The following is a 24,968-nucleotide window of genomic DNA, read 5'->3' as shown; positions in this document are numbered from 1 at the left end:
CAGGAGAAAACGTGACAAAAATCCGCCAGTTATGTTTGGTCAGTTTGCTACTAACAAGCGGGATTGCCAGTGCGGCGAACGTTCGTTTGCAGGTTGAAGGGTTATCCGGGGCGCTGGAAAAAAACGTGCGTGCGCAGTTGTCGACCATCCAGAGTGATGAGGTGACGCCGGACCGCCGTTTTCGCGCGCGCGTGGATGACGCCATCCGCGAAGGGCTGAAAGCGCTGGGTTATTACGAACCTACCATTGATTTCGATCTCCGCCCGCCGCCAAAGAAGGGGCGCCAGGTGCTTATTGCCCGCGTTTCGCCGGGTGAGCCGGTACTGATTGGCGGCACTGACGTCATTCTGCGCGGTGGGGCACGCACAGACCGGGATTACCTGGATCTGCTCAGTACGCGGCCGAAAATCGGTACCGTACTCAATCACGGTGACTACGATCATTTCAAAAAAGAGCTGACGAGCGTTTCCCTTCGTAAGGGCTACTTTGACAGCCAGTTCAACAAAAGTCAGCTTGGTATTGCGCTGGACAGACACCAGGCCTTCTGGGATATCGATTACGACAGTGGGGAGCGCTATCGTTTTGGTGATGTAACCTTCGAAGGTTCGCAAATCCGTGAAGAATATCTGCAAAATCTCGTGCCCTTCAAAAAAGGGGATTACTACAAGTCGAGCGACCTGGCGGAACTGAACCGTCGTCTTTCAGCCACCGGATGGTTTAATTCCGTGGTTGTCGCGCCGGAATTTGATAAGTCGCGCAAAACTAAAGTGTTGCCATTGCATGGCGTCGTCTCGCCACGGATCGAGAACACCATTGAGACCGGTGTGGGTTATTCGACGGATGTCGGTCCGCGCGTGAAGGCCACATGGAAAAAGCCGTGGATGAACTCGTACGGCCACAGCCTGACGACCAGCGCGAGTATCTCCGCCCCGGAACAGCAGCTCGATTTCAGCTATAAAATGCCCTTGCTGAAAAACCCGCTGGAGCAATATTACCTGGTTCAGGGGGGCTTTAAGCGCACCGACCTGAACGATACTAAGTCAGATTCCACCACCCTTGCCCTGTCACGCTACTGGGATCTCTCCAGCGGCTGGCAGCGTGCCATTAACCTGCGCTGGAGTCTCGACCACTTTACTCAGGCCAACGTCACCAACACCACGATGTTGCTCTATCCGGGGGTGATGATCAGCCGTACCCGCTCACGCGGCGGCCTGATGCCTGACTGGGGCGATTCCCAGCGTTATTCCATTGATTACTCCAACACCATGTGGGGTTCCGATGTCGACTTCTCGGTGATTCAGGCACAAAACGTCTGGATCCGTACGTTGTATGACAAACACCGCTTTGTGATGCGCGGCAACCTCGGCTGGATTGAAACCGGCGACTTCGACAAAGTCCCACCGGATCTGCGTTTCTTCGCCGGTGGCGACCGTAGCATTCGCGGTTATAAATACAAATCCATTGCACCAAAAGATGACAGCGGCAAGCTGATCGGTGCGTCGAAACTGGCCACCGGCTCGCTGGAGTATCAATACAACGTCAGCGGTAAATGGTGGGGAGCGATGTTTGTCGACAGTGGCGAAGCGGTGAGCGATATCCGCCGCAGCGATTTTAAAACCGGCGCGGGCGTGGGCGTACGCTGGCAGTCACCCGTCGGGCCCATCAAGCTCGATTTCGCCGTACCTGTGGGCGACAAAGAAGAGCATGGTTTACAGTTTTACATCGGTCTGGGGCCTGAATTATGAGTTTATGGAAGAAGATAAGCCTCGGGGTGCTGATTTTTATCGTACTGCTGCTCGGTACGGTGGCGTTTCTGGTGGGAACGACAACCGGGCTGCACCTGCTGTTTAACGCCGCTAACCGCTGGGTGCCGGGACTTGAAATTGGTCAGGTGACAGGCGGCTGGCGCGATCTGCGTCTGAAGAACATTCGCTATGAGCAACCTAGCGTGGCGGTCAACGCCGGGGAGTTCCACCTTGCGGTGAAGCTGGGCTGTCTGCGGGACAGCAAGCTATGTGTCAACGATCTGTCGCTAAAAGATGTTAACGTAGCGATAGATTCAAAGAAAATGCCGAAGTCTGCGCCGGTCGAGGAAGAAGAGAGCGGTCCGCTGAATCTCTCCACGCCGTATCCGATCGCGCTCTATCGGGTGGCGCTCGATAACGTCAATATCAACATCGACGACACCACCGTATCCGTGATGGATTTCACCTCCGGCCTGCGCTGGCAGGAGAAAAACCTCACCCTGACGCCGACGTCCCTGCAGGGATTACTGATCGCACTGCCGAAAGTGGCCGACGTGGCGCAGGAAGAGATCGTCGAGCCGAAGATCCAGAATCCACAGCCGGAAGAGAAGCCGCTGGGTGAAACGCTGAAAGACCTCTTCTCGAAACCCGTCCTGCCGGAAATGACCGATGTTCATCTGCCGCTGAATCTCAACATTGAGGAGTTCAAAGGCGAGCAGTTGCGCCTGACCGGCGATACTGATCTGACGGTCTATAACATGCTGCTTAAAGTCAGCAGTATTGACGGCAATATGAAGCTCGACGCGCTGGATATCGACACCAACCAGGGCTCGGTGAATGCTTCAGGTAACGCCCTGCTGCGCGACAACTGGCCAGTGGACATCACGCTCAACAGCGCCCTGAATATTGACCCGCTGAAAGGCGAAAAAGTGAAGGTCAAAGTGGGCGGTGCGCTACGCGATAAATTGGACGTCGGTGTGAATCTTTCCGGCCCGGTAGATATGGTCCTGCGGGCGCAAACTCAACTGGCAGAAGCGGGTTTACCGCTCAATGTTGAAATTGCCAGTAAACAGCTTTACTGGCCGTTCACCGGTGAAAAACAGTTCCAGGCCGATGACCTGAAGCTGAAACTGAGCGGCAAAATGACCGATTACACGCTCTCATTCCGTACCGCGGTGAAGGGGCAGGGCGTACCGCCCGCGAACATCACGCTGGATGCAAAAGGCAATGAACAGCAGGTTAATCTCGACAAACTGACCGTCGCGGCACTGGAAGGCAAAACCGAGCTGACCGCGCTGCTCGACTGGCAGCAGGCGATCAGCTGGCGCGGCGAGCTTAAGCTGACGGGCATTAACACCGCCAAAGAGGTACCGGACTGGCCGTCTAAGCTGGATGGCCTGATCAAAACCCGTGGCAGTCTGTACGGCGGCACGTGGCAGATGGACGTGCCGGAAATTAAGCTCACCGGTAACGTTAAACAGAATAAGGTTAACGTTGAGGGCTCGGTCAAAGGCAACAGCTACCTGCAGTGGATGATCCCTGGGCTGCACGTGGCGCTGGGTCGCAACACGGCAGATATCAAAGGTGAGTTGGGGGTGAAAGAGCTCAATCTGGATGCCACCATCGACGCGCCGAATCTGGATAATGCTCTGCCGGGTCTGGGTGGCACGGCGAAAGGGTTAGTGAAAGTGCGTGGCACGGTAGACGCGCCGCAGCTGCTGGCGGATATCACCGCCAATAACCTGCGCTGGCAGGAGCTAAGTGTTGCCCGCGTTCGCGTGGAAGGGGATGTGAAATCCACCGATCAGATCGGCGGTAATCTGAATCTGCGCGTGGAGCGTATCGCTCAGCCGGACGTGAACATCAATCTGGTGACGCTGGAAGCGAAAGGCAACGAAAAGCAGCACGACCTCCAGTTGCGTGTGCAGGGTGAGCCGGTCTCCGGGCAGCTTCACCTGACAGGAAGCTTTGACCGTAAAGAGGAACGCTGGAAAGGTCTGCTTGATAACACCCGCTTCAACACTCCGGTCGGGCCGTTGGCGTTGTCACGCTCTATTGCGCTGGACTACCGTAACGCGGAACAAAAGATCAGCATCGGACCACACTGCTGGACCAACCCAAATGCTGAGTTGTGTGTACCTCAGACCATTGATGCAGGGGCGGAAGGGCGTGCGCAGATCAACCTCAATCGCTTTGACCTGGCGATGCTGAAGCCGTTTATGCCAGATACCACGCAGGCCAGCGGCGTCTTTAGCGGGAAGGCCGATGTTGCCTGGGATACCACAAAAGAAGGGCTGCCACAGGGTAGCGTCACGCTTTCGGGTCGTAACGTGAAGGTGACGCAACAGGTGAATGATGCGCCGCTGCCGGTAGCCTTCGACACCCTGAACCTGAGTGCGGATCTGCATAACAACCGTGCAGAGCTGGGATGGCTTATCCGTCTGACCAACAACGGTCAGTTTGATGGACAAGTACAGATTTCCGATCCGCAAGGACGACGTAATCTTGGCGGTAACGTCAACATCCGTAACTTCAACCTTGCGATGGTGAACCCGATTTTCGACCGCGGGGAAAAAGCGGCAGGCATGCTGGATGCTAATTTGCGCCTGGCTGGCAGCGCACAGAGCCCGCAGCTGTTCGGTCAGATGCGGCTCAGCGGTGTGGATATCGACGGTAACTTTATGCCGTTTGATATGCAGCCGAGCCAGATCGCGATGAACTTCAACGGTATGAGTTCAACACTGAGCGGCTCGGTATTGACTCAGCAAGGGCAAATCAACCTGAGCGGTGACGCAGACTGGAGCCAGCTCGATAACTGGCGCGCCCGTATTGCCGCGAAAGGCAGTAAGGTACGCATCACCGTTCCGCCAATGGTACGCCTTGATGTTTCACCTGATGTAGTCTTTGAAGCCACGCCAAGCCTCTTCACACTTGACGGACGCGTCGATGTGCCGTGGGCTCGCATTGTGGTTCACGACGTACCGGAAAGTGCGGTGGGTGTTTCAAGTGATGAAGTTATGCTCAGTGATAATCTGAAACCTGTCGAACAGAAGAGCGCTGGCATACCGATCAATAGTAACCTCATCGTGCACGTGGGGAATAACGTGCGGTTGGATGCGTTTGGGCTGAAGGCGAGGCTTACGGGTGACCTGAAGGTGGCGCAGGATAAACAAGGGTTGGGCCTGAACGGGCAGATTAATATTCCTGAAGGGCGTTTCCATGCCTATGGTCAGGATTTAATTGTGCGTAAAGGTGAACTGTTGTTCTCCGGTCCACCGGATCAACCTCTGTTGAATATCGAAGCGATTCGTAACCCGGAAGCGACGGAAAACGACGTCATCGCGGGTGTACGCGTCACCGGTTCCGCCGACGAACCGAAGGCGGAAATCTTCTCTGACCCGGCGATGTCACAACAGGAAGCTCTTTCTTACCTGTTGCGCGGACAAGGTCTGGACAGCGGTCAGAGCGACAGTGCGGCGATGACCTCAATGTTAGTGGGTCTGGGGGTTGCACAAAGTGGGCAGGTTGTGGGTAAAATCGGCGAGACGTTCGGCGTAAGCAATCTGGCGCTGGACACCCAGGGCGTGGGTGACTCCTCGCAGGTGGTGGTCAGCGGCTATGTACTGCCGGGTCTGCAGGTAAAATATGGTGTGGGGATCTTTGACTCACTGGCAACACTCACGTTACGCTATCGCCTGATGCCTAAGCTATATCTGGAAGCAGTGTCCGGCGTAGACCAGGCACTTGATCTGCTCTATCAGTTTGAGTTTTAGCAATGCGAATATTTGTCTACGGCAGTTTACGAACCAAGCAAGGCAACAGTCACTGGATGACCAATGCCCTGCTGCTGGGGAATTACAATATCGAGAACTACCAGTTGTACAGCCTGGGCCACTATCCAGGCGCGGTTCCCGGCGAAGGAACAGTACAGGGTGAAGTCTATCGTATTGATAACGCGACACTTGCCGAACTTGATGCCTTGCGCACCAGGGGCGGTGAATACGCGCGCCAGTTGATCCAGACACCGTACGGAAGCGCGTGGATGTATGTCTACCAGCGTCCGGTTGAAGGGTTAACGCGGATTGTAAGCGGTAACTGGTTAGACAGAGACCAGTACTGAAAAACGACAACGCCACCGAAAGGTGGCGTTGTTTTTTGTTCCTTCAACTCTCTTCTGCATCCCGGCGTCGGGTTAAAAACAGAGGAACGAACAGCATGATGTACGGGGCAATAAGCCATAACAAACATAAAGCGCGTGAACGACCATAGTAGTTTATGCATCGCGTATTGCTTGAAATGACGGGCAGGAAAAACAATAAAAACAGCAGAATCGCATAATCGCTTCGATAAGGGATCCATAAGTAACACAAAAACCAGGTAAGCTGGAATGCCATGATGCAGAGATACTGCCATTTGCTGTCTTTACCGTAACAGTCAAATGCTTTTATGTAGCCCATCTTTATGCTTTGAAGAAAGAAACTTAGCATGTATCACGCTCACGATCGCGACGGTCAGGAGTGTTCTGGTTTTTCAATGGCAAAAAAAAGCCCCGGCCAGCGGGGCTTTATCGACAGGCAGTAAGAATTACTTCTTAGCAGCGCGTTCGAAAGAGGCGATGATTTCTGCTTTCGCCGCTTCAGCGTTGTCCCAGCCGTCAACCTTAACCCACTTGCCTTTTTCGAGGTCTTTGTAGTGCTCGAAGAAGTGGCTGATCTGCGCTTTCAGCAGTTCTGGCAGGTCGTTCACATCTTTAATGTGATCGTACTCTTTGCTCAGCTTGGTGTGCGGTACCGCAACCAGTTTCGCATCTTCACCGGCTTCGTCGGTCATTTTCAGCACGCCAACTGGACGGCAGCGAATGACTGAGCCTGGCTGCAGTGGGTATGGCGTTGGGACCAGCACGTCAACCGGATCTCCGTCCAGAGACAGGGTGTTGTTGATGTAACCGTAGTTGCATGGGTAGAACATCGCGGTAGACATAAAGCGGTCAACGAACAGCGCACCAGTGTCTTTGTCGATTTCGTATTTGATAGGATCTGCGTTAGCCGGGATTTCGATAACTACGTAGATGTCTTCTGGCAGTTCTTTACCCGCAGGGACGTTGAGTAAGCTCATGTCGGTGTCCTTTAAAATGGATGGTAAACAAGTGGCAGGTATTATAGCCAACTCGCGCTGAATGTCTCCGCCTGTTTTCGCCTTCTCTCACCGCTAACCCCACTTTTCAGACCGATTCCATGACAGAAAAATCCATAAACTCAGCTGCATTTTTCATGGCGAAATGAAAGCGATTACAAACTTGTGATTAACGTTTTATTCACTTTTCCGAAGTGTGATGTAACGCAATTCGTTACATATTTCATTGGCTATAGTCATTTCGCAGAACATCTTTTCACCAACAATAATCCCCCTACGAGGACGTTCATATGTGGAAGCGCTTACTCCTGGTCACAGCAGTTTCGGCAGCCATGTCGTCTATGGCGATGGCCGCCCCTTTAACCGTAGGTTTTTCGCAAGTCGGCTCTGAATCCGGCTGGCGAGCAGCAGAAACCAACGTTGCAAAAAGCGAGGCCCAGAAACGTGGTATCACCCTGAAAATCGCCGATGGTCAGCAAAAGCAGGAAAACCAAATCAAAGCCGTGCGTTCGTTTATCGCCCAGGGCGTTGATGCCATCTTTATTGCGCCTGTCGTTGCGACGGGCTGGGAGCCTGTCCTGAAGGAAGCGAAAGACGCTGAGATCCCGGTTTTCCTGCTCGATCGTTCCATTGATGTCAAAGACAAATCGCTCTATATGACCACCGTCACCGCTAACAACATTCTTGAAGGACAGTTGATTGGTGACTGGCTGGTGAAACAGGTGGATGGCAAGCCGTGTAACGTCGTTGAGTTACAGGGCACCGTCGGCGCGAGCGTGGCCATTGACCGTAAGAAAGGGTTTGCTGAGGCTATCGCTAAAGCACCAAACATCAAGATTATCCGCTCTCAGTCCGGTGACTTTACGCGCAGTAAAGGCAAAGAGGTCATGGAGAGCTTTATCAAGGCTGAAAACAACGGCAAGAACATCTGCATGGTTTACGCCCACAACGATGACATGGTGATCGGCGCAATTCAGGCCATTAAAGAAGCGGGCCTGAAGCCGGGCAAAGATATCCTCACCGGCTCAATCGACGGTGTGCCTGACATCTACAAGGCGATGATGGACGGCGAAGCGAACGCCAGCGTGGAGCTCACGCCGAACATGGCGGGTCCGGCATTCGATGCGCTGGAGAAATTCAAGAAAGACGGCACGATGCCTGAAAAACTGACCATCACCAAATCCACACTCTACCTTCCTGACACAGCAAAAGAAGAGTTAGAGAAGAAGAAAAATATGGGCTACTGATCCAGTGTAATTGCCGGGTAGCGCTACGCTTACCCGGCCTACGATTTGTGCCGGAGGCGTAAATATGAACTCGGAACAACATCAGGAAATCCTCCGCACAGAGGGCTTGAGTAAATACTTTCCTGGCGTAAAAGCGCTGGATAACGTTGATTTCAGCCTGCGGCGCGGTGAGATTATGGCGCTGCTGGGTGAGAACGGGGCAGGGAAGTCGACGCTGATTAAAGCCCTGACTGGCGTCTATCATGCCGATCGCGGCACTATCTGGCTGGAAGGCAATGCCATTTCGCCAAAAAATACCGCTCACGCCCAGCAACTTGGGATCGGGACGGTCTATCAGGAAGTGAACCTGCTGCCGAATATGTCGGTGGCGGATAATCTGTTTATTGGCCGTGAACCACGACGCTTTGGTCTGCTGCGCCGCAAGGAGATGGAGGTGCGGGCGACAAAGCTGATGGAATCCTACGGCTTTTCTCTTGACGTTCGCGAGCCGCTGAACCGCTTTTCTGTTGCCATGCAGCAGATCGTCGCGATTTGTCGCGCTATCGATCTCTCCGCGAAAGTACTGATCCTCGATGAGCCCACCGCCAGTCTCGATACCCAGGAAGTGGAAATGCTCTTTACCCTGATGCGCCAGCTGCGCGATCAGGGCGTGAGCCTGATCTTCGTGACTCATTTCCTCGACCAGGTGTATGAAGTGAGCGATCGCATTACGGTACTGCGTAACGGCAGTTTTGTCGGCTGTCGGGAAACTCGTGAATTACCCCAGATTGAACTGGTCAAAATGATGCTCGGGCGCGAGCTGGAGACCAATGCTCTACAGCGCGCCGGCCGCACGTTGCTGAGTGAAAAACCTGTCGCGGCTTTCAGTGATTTCGGCAAAAAAGGGACTATTTCACCGTTTAACCTGGAGGTTCGTCCTGGCGAAATTGTAGGTCTGGCCGGATTGTTAGGCTCGGGACGTACAGAAACCGCCGAAGTCATCTTCGGGATTAAGCCAGCAGACAGTGGCACCGCATTAATCAAAGGCAAACCGCAAACGCTGCGATCGCCGCATCAGGCCTCGTGTCTGGGCGTTGGCTTCTGTCCGGAAGACCGGAAAACGGATGGCATCATTGCCGCCGCTTCGGTGCGGGAGAATATCATTCTGGCGTTACAGGCACAGCGAGGCTGGCTGAGGCCAATCCCGCGCAAGGAGCAAAACGCCATTGCCGAGCGTTTTATTCGCCAACTGGGTATCCGTACTCCGAGCGCGGAACAGCCTATTGAATTTCTCTCCGGGGGGAACCAGCAGAAGGTGCTGCTTTCGCGCTGGCTGCTGACCAAACCCCAGTTCCTGATCCTTGATGAACCCACGCGCGGGATTGACGTCGGCGCGCACGCTGAAATCATCCGGCTTATTGAAACGCTGTGTGCGGACGGCCTGGCGCTGCTGGTCATATCGTCTGAGCTGGAGGAGCTGGTGGGGTATGCCGATCGCGTTATCATCATGCGCGATCGTAAACAGGTGGCAGAGATCCCGCTGGATAAACTGTCCGTTCCGGCGATCATGAATGCCATCGCGGCGTAAGGAGTGAATTGTGATGTCTCGTTCGCTTTCGCAAACAGGGGGGTCAAAGCGCCGCTTCAACTGGCCAACTGGCACACCGCAAATTGCGGCACTGCTGGTGGTACTGTTGGTGGACAGCCTTGTCGCGCCGCATTTCTTCCAGATTATTGTCCAGGATGGCCGTCTGTTTGGCAGCCCGATCGATATTTTGAACCGTGCGGCGCCGGTGGCGCTGCTGGCGATTGGTATGACGCTGGTCATTGCCACTGGCGGGATTGACCTCTCCGTCGGCGCGGTGATGGCTATCGCCGGGGCTACGGCAGCCTCAATGACCGTGGCCGGGCACAGCCTGCCGGTGGTGCTGCTTGCCGCCTTAGGCACTGGCGTACTCGCCGGGCTGTGGAACGGTATTCTGGTGGCAGTCCTCAAGATCCAGCCGTTTGTCGCCACCCTGATTTTAATGGTCGCCGGGCGCGGTGTGGCGCAACTGATCACATCCGGGCAGATCGTCACCTTTAACTCTCCGGGCCTGGCGTGGCTTGGCAGCGGCAAACTGCTGTTCTTCCCGACTCCGGTGATCATTGCCCTGGTGACGCTGGTAGTGTTCTGGCTCTTTACCCGCAAAACGGCACTGGGCATGTTCATTGAGGCCGTCGGGATCAACATTCGTGCCGCGCGCAACGCCGGGGTCAATACCCGGTTGATGGTGATGCTGACCTATGTGCTGAGCGGCATATGCGCCGCCATAGCCGGGGTGATCGTCGCGGCAGATATTCGTGGAGCCGATGCCAACAACGCAGGACTCTGGCTGGAGCTGGATGCGATCCTGGCGGTGGTGATCGGCGGCGGATCGCTGATGGGCGGGCGCTTTAACCTGCTGCTCTCGGTGATTGGCGCGCTGATTATTCAGGGGATGAACACCGGGATCCTGCTCTCTGGTTTCCAGCCGGAGCTCAACCAGGTGGTGAAAGCGGTGGTCGTGCTCTGTGTGCTGATCGTCCAGTCGCCGCGCTTTGTCAGCATCATTAAGGGGATCCGTGGCCATGATAAAACGTAATTTACCGTTAATGATCACGCTGGGCGTGTTTGTGCTGGGCTATCTCTACTGTCTGACCCAGTTCCCGGGGTTTGCCTCCACGCGTGTGATTTGCAATATCCTGACCGATAACGCTTTTTTAGGCATTATCGCCGTCGGGATGACCTTTGTGATCCTTTCCGGTGGGATCGACCTCTCCGTTGGTTCGGTGATCGCATTCACCGGCGTGTTTCTTGCGAAGGCGATCGGTTTCTGGGGGATCTCACCGCTGGTGGCTTTCCCGATGGTGCTGGTGATGGGGTGCGCGTTTGGTGCCTTTATGGGGCTACTGATCGATGCGCTGAAAATCCCCGCTTTTATTATTACCCTCGCCGGGATGTTCTTCCTTCGCGGCGTGAGTTATCTGGTATCGGAAGAATCAATTCCGATTAACCATCCGGTGTACGACACGCTCTCCAGCCTGGCGTGGAAAATACCCGGCGGTGGACGTTTGAGCGCGATGGGGTTACTGATGCTGGGCGTCGTGGTCATTGGGATCTTCCTTGCCCATCGTACCCGGTTTGGCAATCAGGTTTATGCCATTGGCGGCAACGCCACGTCGGCAAACCTGATGGGGATCTCCACCCGCAGCACGACCATTCGCATCTATATGCTCTCAACCGGGCTGGCAACGCTGGCGGGTATCGTCTTCTCTGTTTATACCCAGGCGGGTTATGCCCTGGCAGGCGTAGGGGTGGAACTGGATGCCATCGCCTCGGTGGTGATCGGTGGAACGTTGCTCAGTGGTGGTGTGGGGACGGTACTGGGGACGCTGTTTGGCGTGGCAATCCAGGGCCTTATACAAACCTACATTAACTTTGACGGCACGCTCAGCTCCTGGTGGACCAAGATTGCCATCGGCATTTTGCTGTTTATTTTTATCGCCCTGCAGCGTGGTCTGACAGTGCTCTGGGAGAATCGTCAAAGCTCGACGGTTACACGCGTAAACACATCAGTAACAGAGCGATAACACGCTGAATTTGCTTAAAGTCTAAACATTTTCCGGTAGCGGCCGATACTCTTTTTTTATGCCCAGAAATATCTCGCTACCGGAAATAATATCATGCTTAAAACGCTATCGATTCGTACCGGCTTGCTCTCTTTACTGGCCGTTATGACCCTTCTGCTGCTGATTGTCAGCGGTATTGGCATTTATGCCCTCACACAGAGTTCTTCTTCACTACAGCGCATCAACCACCTTCAGGGTGAACAGATGGTGCAGCTTAATTCCGGCTATACGCTGATCCTCCGCGCCCGCAATGAAGCGGGTCAGGCCGTCCGAATGATGGAAATCGGCATGCTGGATGATGCGGCCAAATCGGTAAAAAATATCAATCAGGAAGTTGTCCTGGCCCAGAAAACGTTGAAAGGCGTGATCGACGGCGGTGTGGCCGACGAGCAAGGGCAACAACTGCTCGATAAAGTGGCGGCCAGCCTGGCGACGTATAACCAGCAAGGCATCAACCCGATGCTGAAAGCGCTGAACGAACAGAGCGCGGACAGCTATTACGACCTACTGGAAAACAAGCTGATTCCGGTGGCCTCCCAATTTGATAACGATATGCAGGCCTTCCAGAAATGGAGTGAAGCGCGGGGCAAAGCGGAAGTGAGTGCCGTGCAGTCCAGCAAAAATCGGGTTCTGATCCTGATCGTAGTGGCGGCACTGCTGACGGCAGGCATTATTGTGCTGGCCTGGTTGGTACTGCGCCACATGTTGCTCAAACCGCTCTCGACCTCGATTGCTCAACTGGAGAATGTGGCGGCAGGCGATTTAACCCACACGCTGAATCCACCGGCAAGCCAGGAATTTAATCGCCTGAATGCGGCAATCGAAGAGATGCGCCATTCGCTGATGAACTCGGTTTTGCGGGTACGTGATGCCAGCTCGCAAATTGATACCGGCAGCCGTGAGCTGACGGCGGGGAACAGGGATCTTGCTGAGCGTACGGAATCGACTGCCACGTCGCTGGAGCAGACCGCCGCCAGCATGGAACAGATCACCGCTACGGTGAAACTCAACGCCGATAATGCCGAGCAGGCTCACCAGCTGGCGAAATCAGTGTCGGATACGGCCGATCACGGCAGCGAAATGGTCTGCTACGTGATTGAAAAAATGCGTGATATCTCCGGCAGTTCGGCACGTATCGCGGACATTCTCAGTGTTATCGACGGCATTGCCTTCCAGACCAATATCCTGGCGTTGAACGCCTCCGTGGAAGCGGCGCGCGCGGGTGAGCAAGGACGCGGATTTGCCGTCGTCGCGGGCGAAGTGCGAAACCTTGCCAGCCGCAGTGCCGATGCAGCGAAAGAGATCCGAGCGCTTATCAGTGATTCCCAGACCCATGTCAGCGAGGGCAGCGAACTGGCCCAGCAGGCTGGCGAAACCATGGATGAGATCGCAACCGAAGTGCTGCGCATGACGAAACTGATGCGCGAAATTGCAACTGCATCCCAGGAGCAGAGTCGTGGTATTGAGCAGGTGAATATAGCGGTGAATCAGATGGATGAGACCGCGCAGCAGAATGCAGCGCTGGTACAACAATCTTCCGCCGCGACCCGCTCCCTTGAGGAGCAGTCGCGCCAGTTGATGGAAGCCATGTCATCATTCAAACTGTCGGCTCAGACTGCAGCATAATATTATCCAGCCCCGGTGTATGATGTGCCGGGGTTTTATTCTTCCCTGAATTTACTTCAGCAATATTATCGTGAATATTACCCACTAACATTTCCAGTGCGCTGGTTAAGGCTAACGCATTTTCTGTCGGCTCAAGATATAAACCTTTGCGGAAAAATAGCGGCTCATCAAACAGTTGATTAAAGCGCTTCAACGCCAGACTGACCGCAGGACGGGACATCTCCAGGCGCAAAGAGGCTTTCGCCATGCTGCCGCAGCGGACAACTTCAATAAATACCGGGATAAGATTTAAATCAATGCCGGTATTAGCACGGGAATAATTTTTCATTGCGATTTTGCTCCACGAAATATTTGCCAAACTGTTATGGAAATAATGCAGGAGCAGTGATGAATATTAAAGCGTGTTTTTTATAAACACTTATACGGTTAAATATATAAATGACCAGGGGAGCCAGATGGGCTCCCCTGAAGAAAGGTATTACGCGTCCGGATACTCACGAATAAAACGTTCAACGTCTTCAACCATATGGTTGTTGCCGACGAAGAACGAACGGCGCTGGTGAAGGCTTTCTGGCACGATTTCCAGAATACGCTCTTTACCGTCGCTCGCCTTGCCGCCAGCCTGTTCGGCCAGGAACGCCATCGGGTTGCATTCGTACAGCAGGCGCAGTTTCCCGTCCGGGTGGCTTGCAGTGCTTGGGTAGAGGTAGATACCGCCTTTCAGCAGATTGCGGTGGAAATCCGCGACCAGAGAGCCGATATAGCGGGAGGTGTAAGGGCGCTGAGTGGCTTTATCTTCTTCCTGGCAGAATTTGATGTACTTCTTCACGCCGTTCGGGAATCGGATGTAGTTTCCTTCGTTGATGGAGTAGGTGTTACCCTTCTCCGGGAAGCGCATGCGTTCCTGGCTCAGACAGAAAACGCCCAGTGAAGGATCGTACGTAAAGGCGTGAACCCCACACCCGGTGGTATACACCAGCATGGTGGAGGAGCCATACACGACGTAACCGGCAGCAACCTGATTCACGCCTGGCTGCAGAAAATCTTCTTCAGTCACCGGCGTGCCAACAGGCGTGACACGACGGTAGATGGAGAAAATGGTACCGACAGAAACGTTAACGTCGATGTTAGAGGAGCCGTCCAGCGGATCCATCAGAACAACGTATTTAGCGTGTTCACACCCGTCGAAAACAACAATTTCATCTTCTTCTTCGGAGGCGATACCCGCAACGATGTCGCGCGCGCGCAGTGCAGCTTTCAGTTTTTCATTTGCGAACAGATCGAGTTTCTGTTGAACCTCGCCCTGAACGTTCTCGGCACCGCTGGCACCCAGGATATCGACCAGACCGGCCTTGTTGATATCACGATGGATGATCTTAGCGCCCAGCTTTATTGCCGACAGCAAAGCAGTGAGTTCACCCGTAGCATGAGAAAACTCGTGCTGCTTTTCGACAATAAATTCACCTAACGTTTTCATAACACTTTCCCTGCATCTTTGTGAGTAGAGCGATTGTATGTTCACTAAAACGACTAAAGCCCAACAATCTTAACAAATATTCAAATAGTATCGCAGTGGTGAATCGCGCCAGCAGCATACGGATTTACCTGAAATGCATTTCACAGCCGCTAACATGTGAGTAAAATGTGCGCCACATTGAAGAAGGATAGTGACGTATGCGCATTCATATATTGGGGATTTGTGGCACTTTCATGGGCGGACTGGCAATGCTGGCGCGCTCGCTGGGCCATGAAGTGACAGGTTCGGACGCCAATGTGTATCCGCCAATGAGCACACTTCTGGAGAAACAGGGCATCTCTTTGATTCAGGGCTACGATGCCAGCCAGCTGGATCCTGAACCGGATCTGGTGATCATTGGTAACGCCATGACGCGTGGGAATCCGTGTGTTGAGGCGGTGCTGGAACGCAATATTCCGTTCATGTCCGGCCCACAATGGCTGCATGATTTCGTCCTGCGTGACCGCTGGGTGGTTGCTGTTGCCGGAACGCACGGCAAAACCACGACTGCCGGTATGGCGACCTGGATCCTCGAAGCCTGTGGCTACAAGCCGGGCTTCGTGATTGGTGGTGTGCCGGGTAATTTCGATGTTTCTGCACGACTGGGTGACAGCCCGTTCTTTGTGATCGAGGCTGACGAGTATGACTGCGCGTTCTTCGATAAGCGTTCCAAGTTTGTACATTACTGCCCGCGCACACTGATCCTCAACAACCTTGAGTTCGATCACGCGGATATTTTTGACGATCTGAAAGCGATTCAGAAACAGTTCCACCACCTGGTGCGCATTGTTCCGGGCCAGGGACGCATCATCCTGCCGGAAAACGACATCAACCTGAAGCAGACCATGGCGATGGGCTGCTGGAGCGAACAGGAGCTGGTGGGCGAACAGGGCCACTGGCAGGCGAAAAAACTCAACGTCGATGCCTCCGAGTGGGAAGTCCTGCTCGACGGTGAAAAAGTGGGCGAGGTGAAGTGGGGCCTGGTGGGCGAACACAACATGCACAACGGCCTGATGGCGATTGCTGCTGCACGCCATGTGGGCGTGCTGCCTGCGGATGCGGCCAATGCGCTGGGTTCGTTTATCAACGCCCGTCGTCGTCTTGAACTGCGCGGTGAGGCCAATGGTGTCACGGTGTACGACGATTTCGCACATCACCCAACCGCCATTCTGGCAACGCTTGCGGCCTTACGCGGCAAAGTGGGCGGTACCGCGCGCATTCTGGCTGTGCTGGAGCCGCGCTCGAACACCATGAAAATGGGCATCTGCAAAGACGATCTCGCGCCATCGTTAGGCCGTGCCGATGAGGTCTTCCTGCTGCAGCCGCAGCATATTCCATGGCAGGTAGCGGAAGTGGCTGATGCCTGTATTCAGCCTGCGCACTGGAGTGCAGATGTGGATGTGCTTGCGGATATGGTGGTGAAAGCCGCACAACCGGGAGACCACATTCTGGTAATGAGCAACGGTGGTTTTGGTGGCATCCACCAGAAGCTGCTTGATGGTCTGGCGAAGAAAGCCGAGGCCGCAGAGTAAAAAAGAGCCCGGTGGCGCTAGCGCTTACCGGGCCTACATTCTTTTCTTCCTCGCCCCTATGGGGAGAGTGGATTACTCTTCGTTCTCTGACAGTTCGCGCAGATACTGGAAAATCAGGCGCGCGGACTTCGGCGGCTTATTCCCTTCTTTCTCTTTCTTCGCATTGCGGATCAATGAACGCAGCTGCTGACGGTCGGCATCCGGCCACAGGTTCAGTACTTCCGGTACGGCGTCATCACCCTGTTCAATCAGACGGTCGCGGATCTGCTCCAGCTTATGGAACAGTGCAACCTGCTGGTTATGGCGGTTTTTCAGCTTGTCCAGCGCCTGGCGGATCGGGTCAACGTCGCGCTGACGCAGCATTTTGCCGATAAGCTGAAGCTGGCGACGACGGCCTTCTTTTTTGATTTTCTGTGCCAGTTCAATGGCATCACGCAGATCCTGGTCGAGCGGGATCTTATCCAGCGCGTTTTTACCCAGTTCCACCATTTCCGCGCCAAGCTGTTTTAACTCTTCGGCGTCACGTTTAATTTCACTTTTACTGACCCAGATGATCTCATCATCTTCGTCTTCGATGTCATCACCGGGAACGTCGTCGAGCCAGTCTTCGGGCTGCTTAGTCATGTCAGGCTCCTTAAAAAAAGAGGCTAATGTTACCAGTTAAGACGCGCACTGAAAAACGGTTCTCTGTTAGACTTCAGTTAACTCTCTCTTACAGTATGGCATTTGCGATGAAAGTAACCTCACAAGTTGAAGCGCAGCGTAAGATTCTGGAAGAAGCCGTCTCCACCGCGCTGACGCTCGCTTCAGGTAAATCAGATGGCGCCGAAGTGGCGGTCAGCAAAACCACCGGCATTAGCGTGAGCACCCGCTATGGCGAAGTGGAGAATGTAGAATTCAACAGTGATGGCGCGCTTGGCATCACGGTGTACCACCAGAATCGCAAAGGCAGCGCCTCCTCGACTGATCTCAGCCCGGATGCGATTGCCCGTACGGTGCAGGCGGCGCTGGATATCGCCCGTTATACCTCCCCGGATCCTTACGCTGGCGTTGCTGATAAAGATCTGCTGGCGTTTGACGCCCCGGATCTCGATCTTTTCCACCCGGCAGAGGTCACCCCGGACGAGGCGATCGAGCTGGCAGCGCGTGCTGAACAGGCTTCTTTGCAGGCGGATAAACGCATCACCAATACCGAAGGTGGCAGTTTCAACAGCCACTACGGCATTAAAGTGTTCGGCAACAGCCATGGCATGCTGCAGGGCTACTGCTCAACCCGTCATTCACTCTCCAGCTGTGTCATCGCCGAAGAGAATGGTGACATGGAGCGTGACTACGCCTATACCATTGGCCGCGCGCTGGGGGATTTGCAGTCTCCGGAGTGGGTGGGTAAAGAGTGTGCCGAACGCACGCTGTCACGCCTGTCACCGCGCAAACTCTCCACCATGAAAGCCCCGGTGATTTTTGCCAATGAAGTGGCGACCGGCCTGTTTGGTCATCTGGTAGGAGCCATTGCTGGTGGCTCTGTGTACCGTAAATCAACCTTCCTGCTCGACTCGCTGGGCAAGCAGATCCTGCCGGAATGGCTGACCATCGAAGAGCACCCGCATTTGCTGAAAGGGCTGGCCTCCACACCGTTCGACAGCGAAGGCGTGCGCACGGAACGTCGCGACATCATTAAAGACGGTGTGCTGACTCAGTGGCTGCTGACCAACTACTCCGCGCGCAAGCTGGGGCTGAAAAGCACCGGTCATGCGGGTGGTATCCATAACTGGCGTATCGCCGGACAGGGCCTCAACTTTGAGCAGATGCTCAAAGAGATGGGCACCGGTCTGGTGGTGACCGAACTGATGGGCCAGGGCGTAAGTGGTATTACCGGGGATTACTCTCGCGGTGCGGCGGGCTTCTGGGTGGAAAACGGCGAAATCCAGTATCCGGTAAGCGAAATTACCATCGCCGGTAACCTGAAAGATATGTGGCGCAATATTGTTACGGTCGGTAACGATATTGAAACACGTAGCAATATACAGTGTGGTTCTGTACTTCTGCCGGAAATGAAAATCGCCGGCCAGTAATACCCGTAAAGGCGTTTTAATAATAAAAAAGGAAGTGAGCAATGCGTAAACATCTGTTAGCGATCGTCGCGGCTTCAACGCTGGTTATTGGCTCTTCTGCGTTTGCTGCCGATCTTGAAGAAGACATGGGCATCCTCGGTCAAAACCTGAAGGTGGTGCAGAAAACGGACAATGCGGTGGAAATGAAAGACGCACTGACCAAAATGCGTGAAGCGGCGCTGGACGCGCAAAAAGCGACGCCACCGAAGCTGGAAAGCAAAGCGGCGGATAGCGCAGAAATGAAAGACTACCGTCACGGCTTTGATGTGCTGGTAGGGCAAATCGACGGTGCGCTGAAACTTGCCAACGAAGGCAAAGTGAAAGAGGCCCAGGCTGCTGCTGAGCAGTTTGTGATTACACGCAACACGTATCACAAAAAGTATCGTTAATTGGGTGCCACAGTGTTTTCCTCGTCACCAGCGTTAAGATGATTATTGTCAAAGAAATAATCATCAAAACCCCGATACTTGGGTTTCTGCGTTTCATGGATGCCTCCTTGCTTTAAAAGCGGGCGAGGTAGCGAACTCCACGGTCCGACGTGTCGTTTACAGCCCCGTCCTGATTTAAATTCAGGTTGGGGCTTTCCACTTTCCGTCCCATGCCTGAGACGGTCAGTCTCAAGCACCCGCCGCCACTCTAGCGAATCCCCATAACAAAACCTTATCCACGTCACATTTCTACGAGCCTGCTCGGAAACTTTTCCACTCCGCTAACCTGTTTATCACCGCTTAATAGCGTGATATTCATCACGCAAATAAAGCTGTTTATCCAAATTCACCGCATTTATGTGGCACAGATCACTGCTGCGGCTCGCCTTTCCACTTCGAAGTGGAAAACAACTCGCTACAAACAATTCCCCCCCAACGTTAGTTTTATTCCAGAGCCATTAACGGGGTAAGACGAGTGATTAACGGAGCGGTAATGAACGACGTTGGGGATCAGGCGAAGCAAACAGAGCAGCTCGCTAACACCATGCTGCAGCAGGTTTATGCCCTGCTGGCCCGGCACAACATCATCCCCAACGCAGTACAGGAACAGATGCTGACCTCCCACGTTCGCGCAATGGCGCACCGGTCGGTGACCGGCGAGCCATTACCGGAGGTTGAAGCGGAACTGTTTGACGAAATTTCACCGGATTCAATGCGGCTCGCCCGTGAAGTGGTCGCGCAGTTTGGCAATCTTCCTGATGAAGAAGCCTGGCTGCTCTCCGTTCACTTTGAAGTCGCAAAAGACAACCTTTAAGGAGCAATACATGGAACAGATTACAGTCGTGATTGGCGATCGCCTGGGTAAAGGTCAGAAAGTGGCTGCAGGTGTTGAGAAAGCAGGTGGACGCGCGGTTGTCGTACCGGGTATGGCGGCAGACATGAAACTCGGCGACGTCATGAAAACGGAAAACGCCACCTTCGGCATCTCCTTCTGCGGCAGCGGCGGCGCGGGTGCTATCACCGCCCAGACCAAATATGGCTACAAAGCCAAATACGGGATGCGTTCCGTGGAAGAGGGCGTGACCGCCATCAACGAAGGCTGCAACGTGCTGGGCTTTGGCTTTATGGATAAAGAAGAGCTGGGTGAACGTCTGGTGCAGGCGTGGCAGAAGAAATACGGCGCATAAGCATGAAAGAACAATTCACGACCACGGTGAGAGTGAAGGGGAAAGGCGACGCCAAAGCGCGCGCCTTTGCCGACGCGCTCAACCACGTTCAGGCCGCGGTGATGAAAGCGTCACCGCATATCTTACTGCGTATTGAGCCACAGGATGTGCAGGTCGTTCAGGCGCAAGAAGCGGTGCGTAAAGAAGCGTTTCTGTTCTTCTTTTTGCGCCGGGAAAGACGCACCTACAGCGTGGAGCTGGATGTGACCGTCAACGTGACTGCCATCAATCTCGATCAGGTGGATTTCGTCACGCAACGCTGATTATTCATAAAAGGGCAGACTGATGTTCTTAATTATATTAATAAAATCGCTCATCATTGGCGGCCTGGTTGGCGTCGGTGTGGGTGCCGGGGCTGCACGCATGTTTCATGCGCCTACCACACAGGGGATGGGCGCGTTTCGTACGTTGGGGGAACTGAACTCCTGCGAAGGGGATCCGGCTTCTCACTTCTCCTTTGGGTTAGGTTTCTTCTTTAACGCCTGGGCCTCTTCCGTCGCCGCAGGTGCCTTCACACAGGACGTTGACCACCGCATCATCCCGAACTGGGGTGCTGCTGCACTGATGATCAAAAACCGTAACGTCGGCGAAACGCTGCACGACCCACGCAAAATGGCGATTGCCTGCGGCGTGATCGGTATGATCGTCGTGACCTTCCTTAACCTTACCGCTTCCTCCGTGCCAGCGGCACTTCAGGTCACTGCCGTGAAGGTACTGGTACCGGCGGCAAACCTGCTGGTGAATACCGTGATGCCGGTGATCTTCTGGCTGGCGGCTATCGATGCGGGCAAAAAGTCGGGCTTCTGGGCCACCATTTTCGGCGGCGCGGCGCAGCTGATTATGGGGAACGCCGTACCGGGCCTGGTACTGGGGATCCTGATCGGTAAAGGCGTCGAAGAGAGCGGCTGGAACCATGTCACCAAAGTAATGATGGCGGCTATCGTCCTGCTCTTCGTGCTGAGCGGCTTCTTCCGCGGCTTCGACATGAAGATGATCGAATCCTTCCATCTGACCGTGCCGAACTGGCTCGACATGATCCACAACTCGCTCAGCGGTAAATAACAGGAGCCTCTACATGGAACAGAATAAAGGTTTTTGGTATGCCGACTGGTCGTTCCCGATCTTCGTTGGCTTGCTCTCCTCCGGTGTGTTCGCCGGGACGCACATGTACTACCTCTACGGCATTGGCGCGTTTAACGAAGTGGCCTTCGTGGCGATGCTGAAAGCAGGGATTGATACCGGCGTGTACGGAGCGGTGGCAGCGTTCGGTGCGAGCTTCCTGTTCGCCCGTATTATCGAAGGGTCTCTGGTCGGTATTCTCGATATCGGCGGGGCGATCCAGACCGGCGTGGGCCTCGGTGTCCCGGCGCTGCTGCTGGGCGCGGGCATCATGTTCCCGGTGACCAACTTTATTGCCGCGCTGATCACCGGCCTGGTGATTGGTCTGGCGATTGGCTACGTCATCATTCTGGCGCGTAAGTTCACCATCAATCAGAGCAACTCCACCTACGGTGCGGACGTGATGATGGGCGCGGGTAACGCTTCCGGCCGCTTCCTCGGGCCGTTGATTATCCTCAGTGCCATGACCGCCTCCATTCCTATCGGCGTCGGTTCGCTGGTGGGCGCGCTGCTGTTCTACATCTGGCAGAAACCGATTACCGGAGGCGCCATCCTCGGCGCAATGATTTTGGGCTGGCTGTTCCCGGTCGCCCTTTAATACCCACGGGTGCTCCGGCGCCCGTCTTATCAGGAGATCCTCATGTTTGATTTACTCCTGCGCCGTGCGCGCCTTGCCGACGATACCCTGACCGATATCGCCATTCAGGACGGGAAAATCGCGGTGTTGGGCGAGATTACTGCCCCTGCCTGTAAAACGGTTGAGTTGAACGGCGATGTGTTCGTCAGCGCGGGCTGGATTGACTCCCACGTTCACTGTTACCCGAACTCCCCGATTTATCACGATGAACCAGATAGCGTAGGTATTGCTACTGGCGTCACCTCCGTGGTGGATGCGGGCAGTACTGGTGCGGACGACGTGGACGATTTTTACGAAATCACCCGCAAAGCCTCAACCGAGGTGTTTGCCCTGCTGAACATCTCCCGGGTGGGGCTGATAGCCCAGAACGAACTGGCCAACATGGCGAATATTGACGCGGATGCCGTGAAGCAGGCGGTAAAACGCCACCCGGATTTCATCGTCGGTCTGAAAGCGCGTATGAGTAGCAGTGTGGTAGGTGAAAACGGTATTACGCCGCTGGAACGCGCCAAAGAAATCCAGAAAGAGAATGGCGCCCTGCCGCTGATGGTGCACATTGGCAACAACCCGCCGAACCTGGATGAAATTGCCGAACTGCTGAGTTCCGGCGACATCATTACCCACTGCTACAACGGCAAACCCAACCGTATTCTGACGCCTTCCGGTGAGCTGCGTGCTTCCATCACTTCCGCCCTGAAGCGCGGCGTGCGGTTGGATGTCGGCCACGGCACGGCGAGCTTTAGCTTTGAAGTGGCAAAACGCGCCATCGCGATGGGCATTCTGCCGCACACCATCAGCTCGGATATCTACTGCCGTAACCGCATTAATGGCCCGGTAGGGTCACTGGCGAGCGTGATGTCGAAATTCCTCGCCATCGGTATGTCACTGCCGCAGGTGATTGACTGCGTGACCGCGAACGCCGCCGACAGCTTGCACCTGTCGCGCAAAGGGCGTATCGAGCCCGGGCTCGACGCCGACCTGACGCTGTTCACCATTAAGCGCCAGCCAACGGTATTAACCGATGCCGAAAACGACAGCCTGCAGGCTGAACACATTTTGGTGCCGCTTGCCGCGATCCGCGCGGGCAAGGGCTACATGACAGAACAAGGGAGCACGGAACATGCCTTCGATTTATGAGAAATACCACTTAAAGCAAGTCATCAACACCTCTGGCCGCATGACGGCGTTGGGTGTCTCCACGCCGCGCCCGGAAGTGGTGCAGGCGGCGATGGACGGCATGAATCACTATTTCGAGATGAAGGATCTGGTCAACAAAACCGGTGAATACATCGCGAAACTGCTGGATGTAGAAGGCGCGACAGTGGTTTCCTGCGCGTCTGCAGGGATTGCCCAGTCCGTGGCGGCAGTGCTGGTAAAAGACAGCGACTGGTTGCTGGAAAACCTGCACGTTACCCCGATTGAGAACAACGAGATTGTGCTACCGAAAGGCCACAACGTGAACTTTGGCGCGCCGGTGGGCACCATGGTCGCACTGGGCGGCGGTAAGCTGGTGGAAGCGGGCTATGCCAACGAATGCTCAGCCGAGCAGCTGGCGGCGGCGATTACTCCGCGCACGGCGGCGATCCTCTACATCAAATCTCACCACTGCGTGCAGAAAAGCATGCTCAGCGTCGAGCAGGCGGCGGTTGTGGCGCGTAAACACGCCCTGCCGCTGATTGTGGATGCGGCGGCAGAAGAAGATCTGCACGTTTACTACCGTTCCGGTGCGGACCTGGTGATTTACAGCGGCGCGAAGGCGATCGAAGGGCCAACCAGCGGCCTGGTGATTGGCAAAACCCAGTACGTTGAGTGGGTGAAGCGCCAGACGGCGGGTATTGGCCGTGCGATGAAGGTCGGTAAAGAGGGCATTCTGGGTTTGACCTGCGCCATCGAACACTACCTGACGGCAACCAAAGAGAGCGGTGCTGAGATGGTGGCGAAAATGACGCCATTTATTGAAGCTCTCAATACCCTGAATGGCGTGACGGCACGCGTGGTCTGGGACAGTGCTGGTCGTGATATCGCGCGCACTGAGATTAAGTTCGACGAAGCCATTACCGGCATCGGCACCGGCGAGCTGGTGAATGCCCTGAAACAGGGTGAGTACGCTATTTACTTCCGTGGCTACAAGGCCAACGAAGGGATTATCGAAGCGGACGTGCGCAGCGTGAATGCTGACCAGCTGAACATTGTTTACCGCCGCATTAGTGAAGTATTAGGACAGGAGAAAAACGCATGAAACTGACCCCCAACTTTTACCGTGACCGCGTTTGCCTGAACGTACTGGCGGGCTCTAAAGCCAATGCCAGCGCCATTTATGAAGCGGCAGAAGGTCATGTGCTGGTGGGCGTGCTCTCCAAAAATTACCCGGATGTGGCAAGCGCCGTTGCTGATATGCGTGAATACGCTCAGCTTATTGATAACGCGCTGTCCGTTGGCCTGGGGGCGGGCGATCCGAATCAGTCGGCGATGGTGAGTGAAATCTCCCGCCAGGTGCAGCCGCAGCACGTGAACCAGGTCTTTACTGGCGTCGCAACCAGCCGCGCGCTGCTGGGACAAAACGACTCCGTGGTCAACGGTCTGGTTTCTCCAACCGGAACCGTAGGCATGGTGAAAATCTCTACCGGTCCGCTGAGCAGCGCGGCACCGGACGGTATCGTTCCGGTGGAAACGGCAATTGCTCTGCTGAAAGATTTTGGCGGTAGCTCCATTAAATATTTCCCAATGGGTGGCCTGAAGTGTCGTGACGAATACAAAGCGGTGGCAGAAGCCTGTGCCCGCCACGACTTCTGGCTGGAGCCAACCGGCGGTATCGATCTGGAAAATTACGAAGAGATCCTGCAGATCGCCCTGGACGCGGGCGTGAGCAAAATCATCCCGCATATCTACAGCTCGATTATCGACAAAGCCAGCGGCGACACGCGCCCGGAAGATGTGCGTACGTTGCTTGCGATGACGAAAAAGTTAGTTAAGTAGTCCCTCACCCTAACCCTCTCCCTGTGGGGAGAGGGGATAATG

Annotated in this window: 24 protein-coding genes; 19 read left to right on the top strand and 5 right to left on the bottom strand. The window is 54.8% G+C overall.

Annotated elements, in window-relative coordinates; translation table 11 throughout:
* Nucleotides 1-11 precede the first annotated feature (11 nt).
* The 3 genes from tamA to HED65_RS18045 are packed head-to-tail and all read left to right on the top strand — an operon-like array spanning nt 12 to nt 5,865.
* A complete protein-coding gene (gene tamA, locus HED65_RS18055; protein WP_114979615.1) occupies nt 12-1,745 on the top strand; it encodes an autotransporter assembly complex protein TamA in 1,734 nt (577 codons plus the stop codon).
* Nucleotides 1,742-5,518, top strand: coding sequence for an autotransporter assembly complex protein TamB (gene tamB, locus HED65_RS18050; protein WP_114979614.1), 3,777 nt, complete (start codon nt 1,742-1,744; stop codon nt 5,516-5,518). Before tamA ends, tamB begins: the two co-directional genes overlap by 4 nt.
* 2 nt (nt 5,519-5,520) lie before the next feature.
* Nucleotides 5,521-5,865: a gamma-glutamylcyclotransferase family protein gene (locus tag HED65_RS18045; RefSeq protein WP_014830431.1), complete on the top strand. Its 345-nt coding sequence runs from the start codon at nt 5,521-5,523 to the stop codon at nt 5,863-5,865.
* A 464-nt stretch (nt 5,866-6,329) separates the two neighbouring features.
* Here HED65_RS18045 and ppa read toward each other — a convergent pair whose 3' ends face one another.
* Nucleotides 6,330-6,860, bottom strand: a complete 531-nt coding sequence (gene ppa / locus HED65_RS18040; RefSeq protein ID WP_020684412.1) for an inorganic diphosphatase — start codon at nt 6,858-6,860, stop codon at nt 6,330-6,332.
* Between the two features lie 308 nt (nt 6,861-7,168).
* Between ppa and ytfQ the strand changes: the two genes are divergently transcribed.
* From ytfQ to HED65_RS18015, 5 genes are all read left to right on the top strand, one after another.
* Nucleotides 7,169-8,125, top strand: coding sequence for a galactofuranose ABC transporter substrate-binding protein YtfQ (ytfQ, locus tag HED65_RS18035; RefSeq protein WP_014068659.1), 957 nt, complete (start codon nt 7,169-7,171; stop codon nt 8,123-8,125).
* Nucleotides 8,126-8,189: 64 nt separating this feature from the next.
* Nucleotides 8,190-9,692 (top strand): galactofuranose ABC transporter, ATP-binding protein YtfR, encoded by a 1,503-nt coding sequence (gene ytfR / locus HED65_RS18030; protein ID WP_114979612.1) that lies wholly within the window; start codon nt 8,190-8,192, stop codon nt 9,690-9,692.
* A 10-nt stretch (nt 9,693-9,702) separates the two neighbouring features.
* Nucleotides 9,703-10,728 carry a galactofuranose ABC transporter, ATP-binding protein YtfT gene (gene ytfT, locus HED65_RS18025; protein WP_168112407.1) on the top strand — a complete coding sequence of 342 codons (1,026 nt, stop codon included), beginning with the start codon at nt 9,703-9,705 and terminating at the stop codon, nt 10,726-10,728.
* On the top strand, nt 10,715-11,716 hold the full coding sequence (gene yjfF / locus HED65_RS18020) for a galactofuranose ABC transporter, permease protein YjfF (protein WP_114979610.1): 1,002 nt from the start codon (nt 10,715-10,717) through the stop codon (nt 11,714-11,716). Before ytfT ends, yjfF begins: the two co-directional genes overlap by 14 nt.
* A 93-nt stretch (nt 11,717-11,809) precedes the next feature.
* Complete coding sequence (locus tag HED65_RS18015; RefSeq protein ID WP_114979609.1) at nt 11,810-13,381, top strand: methyl-accepting chemotaxis protein; 1,572 nt, start codon at nt 11,810-11,812, stop codon at nt 13,379-13,381.
* Here the strand turns inward: HED65_RS18015 and HED65_RS18010 are convergent.
* Together HED65_RS18010 and fbp are read right to left on the bottom strand one after the other, a co-directional pair.
* Nucleotides 13,353-13,709 (bottom strand): helix-turn-helix domain-containing protein, encoded by a 357-nt coding sequence (locus tag HED65_RS18010; protein WP_114979608.1) that lies wholly within the window; start codon nt 13,707-13,709, stop codon nt 13,353-13,355. The genes HED65_RS18015 and HED65_RS18010 overlap by 29 nt on opposite strands.
* A 150-nt stretch (nt 13,710-13,859) precedes the next feature.
* Complete coding sequence (gene fbp, locus HED65_RS18005; protein ID WP_114979607.1) at nt 13,860-14,858, bottom strand: class 1 fructose-bisphosphatase; 999 nt, start codon at nt 14,856-14,858, stop codon at nt 13,860-13,862.
* A gap of 197 nt (nt 14,859-15,055) precedes the next feature.
* Between fbp and mpl the strand changes: the two genes are divergently transcribed.
* Entirely contained in the window at nt 15,056-16,429 is a 1,374-nt protein-coding gene (gene mpl, locus HED65_RS18000) for a UDP-N-acetylmuramate:L-alanyl-gamma-D-glutamyl-meso-diaminopimelate ligase (RefSeq protein ID WP_114979606.1), read from the top strand.
* Between the two features lie 72 nt (nt 16,430-16,501).
* Here the strand turns inward: mpl and yjgA are convergent, their stop codons facing one another.
* Nucleotides 16,502-17,053: a ribosome biogenesis factor YjgA gene (gene yjgA, locus HED65_RS17995; protein ID WP_008501414.1), complete on the bottom strand. Its 552-nt coding sequence runs from the start codon at nt 17,051-17,053 to the stop codon at nt 16,502-16,504.
* A gap of 95 nt (nt 17,054-17,148) precedes the next feature.
* On the opposite strand from yjgA, the gene pmbA reads away from it, so the two are divergent.
* Complete coding sequence (gene pmbA / locus HED65_RS17990; protein ID WP_114979605.1) at nt 17,149-18,501, top strand: metalloprotease PmbA; 1,353 nt, start codon at nt 17,149-17,151, stop codon at nt 18,499-18,501.
* A 41-nt stretch (nt 18,502-18,542) separates the two neighbouring features.
* Nucleotides 18,543-18,929: a cytochrome b562 gene (gene cybC, locus HED65_RS17985; RefSeq protein WP_114979604.1), complete on the top strand. Its 387-nt coding sequence runs from the start codon at nt 18,543-18,545 to the stop codon at nt 18,927-18,929.
* On the opposite strand, the gene HED65_RS23045 is transcribed toward cybC, so the two are convergent.
* Nucleotides 18,895-19,026 (bottom strand): Hok/Gef family protein, encoded by a 132-nt coding sequence (locus tag HED65_RS23045; RefSeq protein ID WP_411266783.1) that lies wholly within the window; start codon nt 19,024-19,026, stop codon nt 18,895-18,897. The two genes, cybC and HED65_RS23045, sit on opposite strands and share 35 nt — an antisense overlap.
* A 417-nt stretch (nt 19,027-19,443) precedes the next feature.
* On the opposite strand from HED65_RS23045, the gene HED65_RS17980 reads away from it, so the two are divergent.
* From HED65_RS17980 to dagF, 8 genes are read left to right on the top strand one after another with little or no spacing between them, the layout of a single operon-like run.
* Nucleotides 19,444-19,782 (top strand): glycine dehydrogenase, encoded by a 339-nt coding sequence (locus tag HED65_RS17980; protein ID WP_114979603.1) that lies wholly within the window; start codon nt 19,444-19,446, stop codon nt 19,780-19,782.
* 10 nt (nt 19,783-19,792) lie between these two features.
* Entirely contained in the window at nt 19,793-20,155 is a 363-nt protein-coding gene (locus HED65_RS17975) for a glycine-rich SFCGS family protein (protein ID WP_114979602.1), read from the top strand.
* A gap of 2 nt (nt 20,156-20,157) precedes the next feature.
* Nucleotides 20,158-20,457: a DUF4312 family protein gene (locus tag HED65_RS17970; protein ID WP_006810338.1), complete on the top strand. Its 300-nt coding sequence runs from the start codon at nt 20,158-20,160 to the stop codon at nt 20,455-20,457.
* 22 nt (nt 20,458-20,479) lie between these two features.
* Nucleotides 20,480-21,256, top strand: coding sequence for a DUF4311 domain-containing protein (locus HED65_RS17965; protein WP_008501408.1), 777 nt, complete (start codon nt 20,480-20,482; stop codon nt 21,254-21,256).
* A gap of 13 nt (nt 21,257-21,269) precedes the next feature.
* Nucleotides 21,270-21,911: a DUF4310 family protein gene (locus tag HED65_RS17960; protein ID WP_015572508.1), complete on the top strand. Its 642-nt coding sequence runs from the start codon at nt 21,270-21,272 to the stop codon at nt 21,909-21,911.
* 42 nt (nt 21,912-21,953) lie between these two features.
* Complete coding sequence (locus tag HED65_RS17955) at nt 21,954-23,087, top strand: amidohydrolase/deacetylase family metallohydrolase (RefSeq protein WP_114979601.1); 1,134 nt, start codon at nt 21,954-21,956, stop codon at nt 23,085-23,087.
* Complete coding sequence (locus HED65_RS17950) at nt 23,071-24,189, top strand: DgaE family pyridoxal phosphate-dependent ammonia lyase (protein ID WP_114979600.1); 1,119 nt, start codon at nt 23,071-23,073, stop codon at nt 24,187-24,189. The genes HED65_RS17955 and HED65_RS17950 overlap by 17 nt, the downstream gene beginning before the upstream one ends.
* Nucleotides 24,186-24,926: a 2-dehydro-3-deoxy-phosphogluconate aldolase gene (gene dagF / locus HED65_RS17945; RefSeq protein WP_028016490.1), complete on the top strand. Its 741-nt coding sequence runs from the start codon at nt 24,186-24,188 to the stop codon at nt 24,924-24,926. The genes HED65_RS17950 and dagF overlap by 4 nt, the downstream gene beginning before the upstream one ends.
* Nucleotides 24,927-24,968 lie beyond the last annotated feature (42 nt).

Origin of the sequence: Pantoea sp. LS15 (genome assembly GCF_012241585.1) — a bacterium.
Classification (GTDB): domain Bacteria; phylum Pseudomonadota; class Gammaproteobacteria; order Enterobacterales; family Enterobacteriaceae; genus Enterobacter.
This window is presented reverse-complemented; position numbering and strand designations above follow the sequence as displayed.

Bases quoted from the DNA above. Each gene is read 5' to 3' on its own strand.
- tamB (WP_114979614.1), top strand. From the start codon at position 1,742: ATGAGTTTATGGAAGAAGATAAGCCTCGGGGTGCTGATTTTTATCGTA.
- HED65_RS18045 (WP_014830431.1), top strand. From the start codon at position 5,521: ATGCGAATATTTGTCTACGGCAGTTTACGAACCAAGCAAGGCAACAGT.
- ppa (WP_020684412.1), bottom strand. From the start codon at position 6,860: ATGAGCTTACTCAACGTCCCTGCGGGTAAAGAACTGCCAGAAGACATC.
- ytfQ (WP_014068659.1), top strand. From the start codon at position 7,169: ATGTGGAAGCGCTTACTCCTGGTCACAGCAGTTTCGGCAGCCATGTCG.
- ytfR (WP_114979612.1), top strand. From the start codon at position 8,190: ATGAACTCGGAACAACATCAGGAAATCCTCCGCACAGAGGGCTTGAGT.
- yjfF (WP_114979610.1), top strand. From the start codon at position 10,715: ATGATAAAACGTAATTTACCGTTAATGATCACGCTGGGCGTGTTTGTG.
- HED65_RS18015 (WP_114979609.1), top strand. From the start codon at position 11,810: ATGCTTAAAACGCTATCGATTCGTACCGGCTTGCTCTCTTTACTGGCC.
- HED65_RS18010 (WP_114979608.1), bottom strand. From the start codon at position 13,709: ATGAAAAATTATTCCCGTGCTAATACCGGCATTGATTTAAATCTTATC.
- fbp (WP_114979607.1), bottom strand. From the start codon at position 14,858: ATGAAAACGTTAGGTGAATTTATTGTCGAAAAGCAGCACGAGTTTTCT.
- mpl (WP_114979606.1), top strand. From the start codon at position 15,056: ATGCGCATTCATATATTGGGGATTTGTGGCACTTTCATGGGCGGACTG.
- yjgA (WP_008501414.1), bottom strand. From the start codon at position 17,053: ATGACTAAGCAGCCCGAAGACTGGCTCGACGACGTTCCCGGTGATGAC.
- pmbA (WP_114979605.1), top strand. From the start codon at position 17,149: ATGGCATTTGCGATGAAAGTAACCTCACAAGTTGAAGCGCAGCGTAAG.
- cybC (WP_114979604.1), top strand. From the start codon at position 18,543: ATGCGTAAACATCTGTTAGCGATCGTCGCGGCTTCAACGCTGGTTATT.
- HED65_RS23045 (WP_411266783.1), bottom strand. From the start codon at position 19,026: ATGAAACGCAGAAACCCAAGTATCGGGGTTTTGATGATTATTTCTTTG.
- HED65_RS17975 (WP_114979602.1), top strand. From the start codon at position 19,793: ATGGAACAGATTACAGTCGTGATTGGCGATCGCCTGGGTAAAGGTCAG.
- HED65_RS17970 (WP_006810338.1), top strand. From the start codon at position 20,158: ATGAAAGAACAATTCACGACCACGGTGAGAGTGAAGGGGAAAGGCGAC.
- HED65_RS17965 (WP_008501408.1), top strand. From the start codon at position 20,480: ATGTTCTTAATTATATTAATAAAATCGCTCATCATTGGCGGCCTGGTT.
- HED65_RS17960 (WP_015572508.1), top strand. From the start codon at position 21,270: ATGGAACAGAATAAAGGTTTTTGGTATGCCGACTGGTCGTTCCCGATC.
- HED65_RS17955 (WP_114979601.1), top strand. From the start codon at position 21,954: ATGTTTGATTTACTCCTGCGCCGTGCGCGCCTTGCCGACGATACCCTG.
- HED65_RS17950 (WP_114979600.1), top strand. From the start codon at position 23,071: ATGCCTTCGATTTATGAGAAATACCACTTAAAGCAAGTCATCAACACC.
- dagF (WP_028016490.1), top strand. From the start codon at position 24,186: ATGAAACTGACCCCCAACTTTTACCGTGACCGCGTTTGCCTGAACGTA.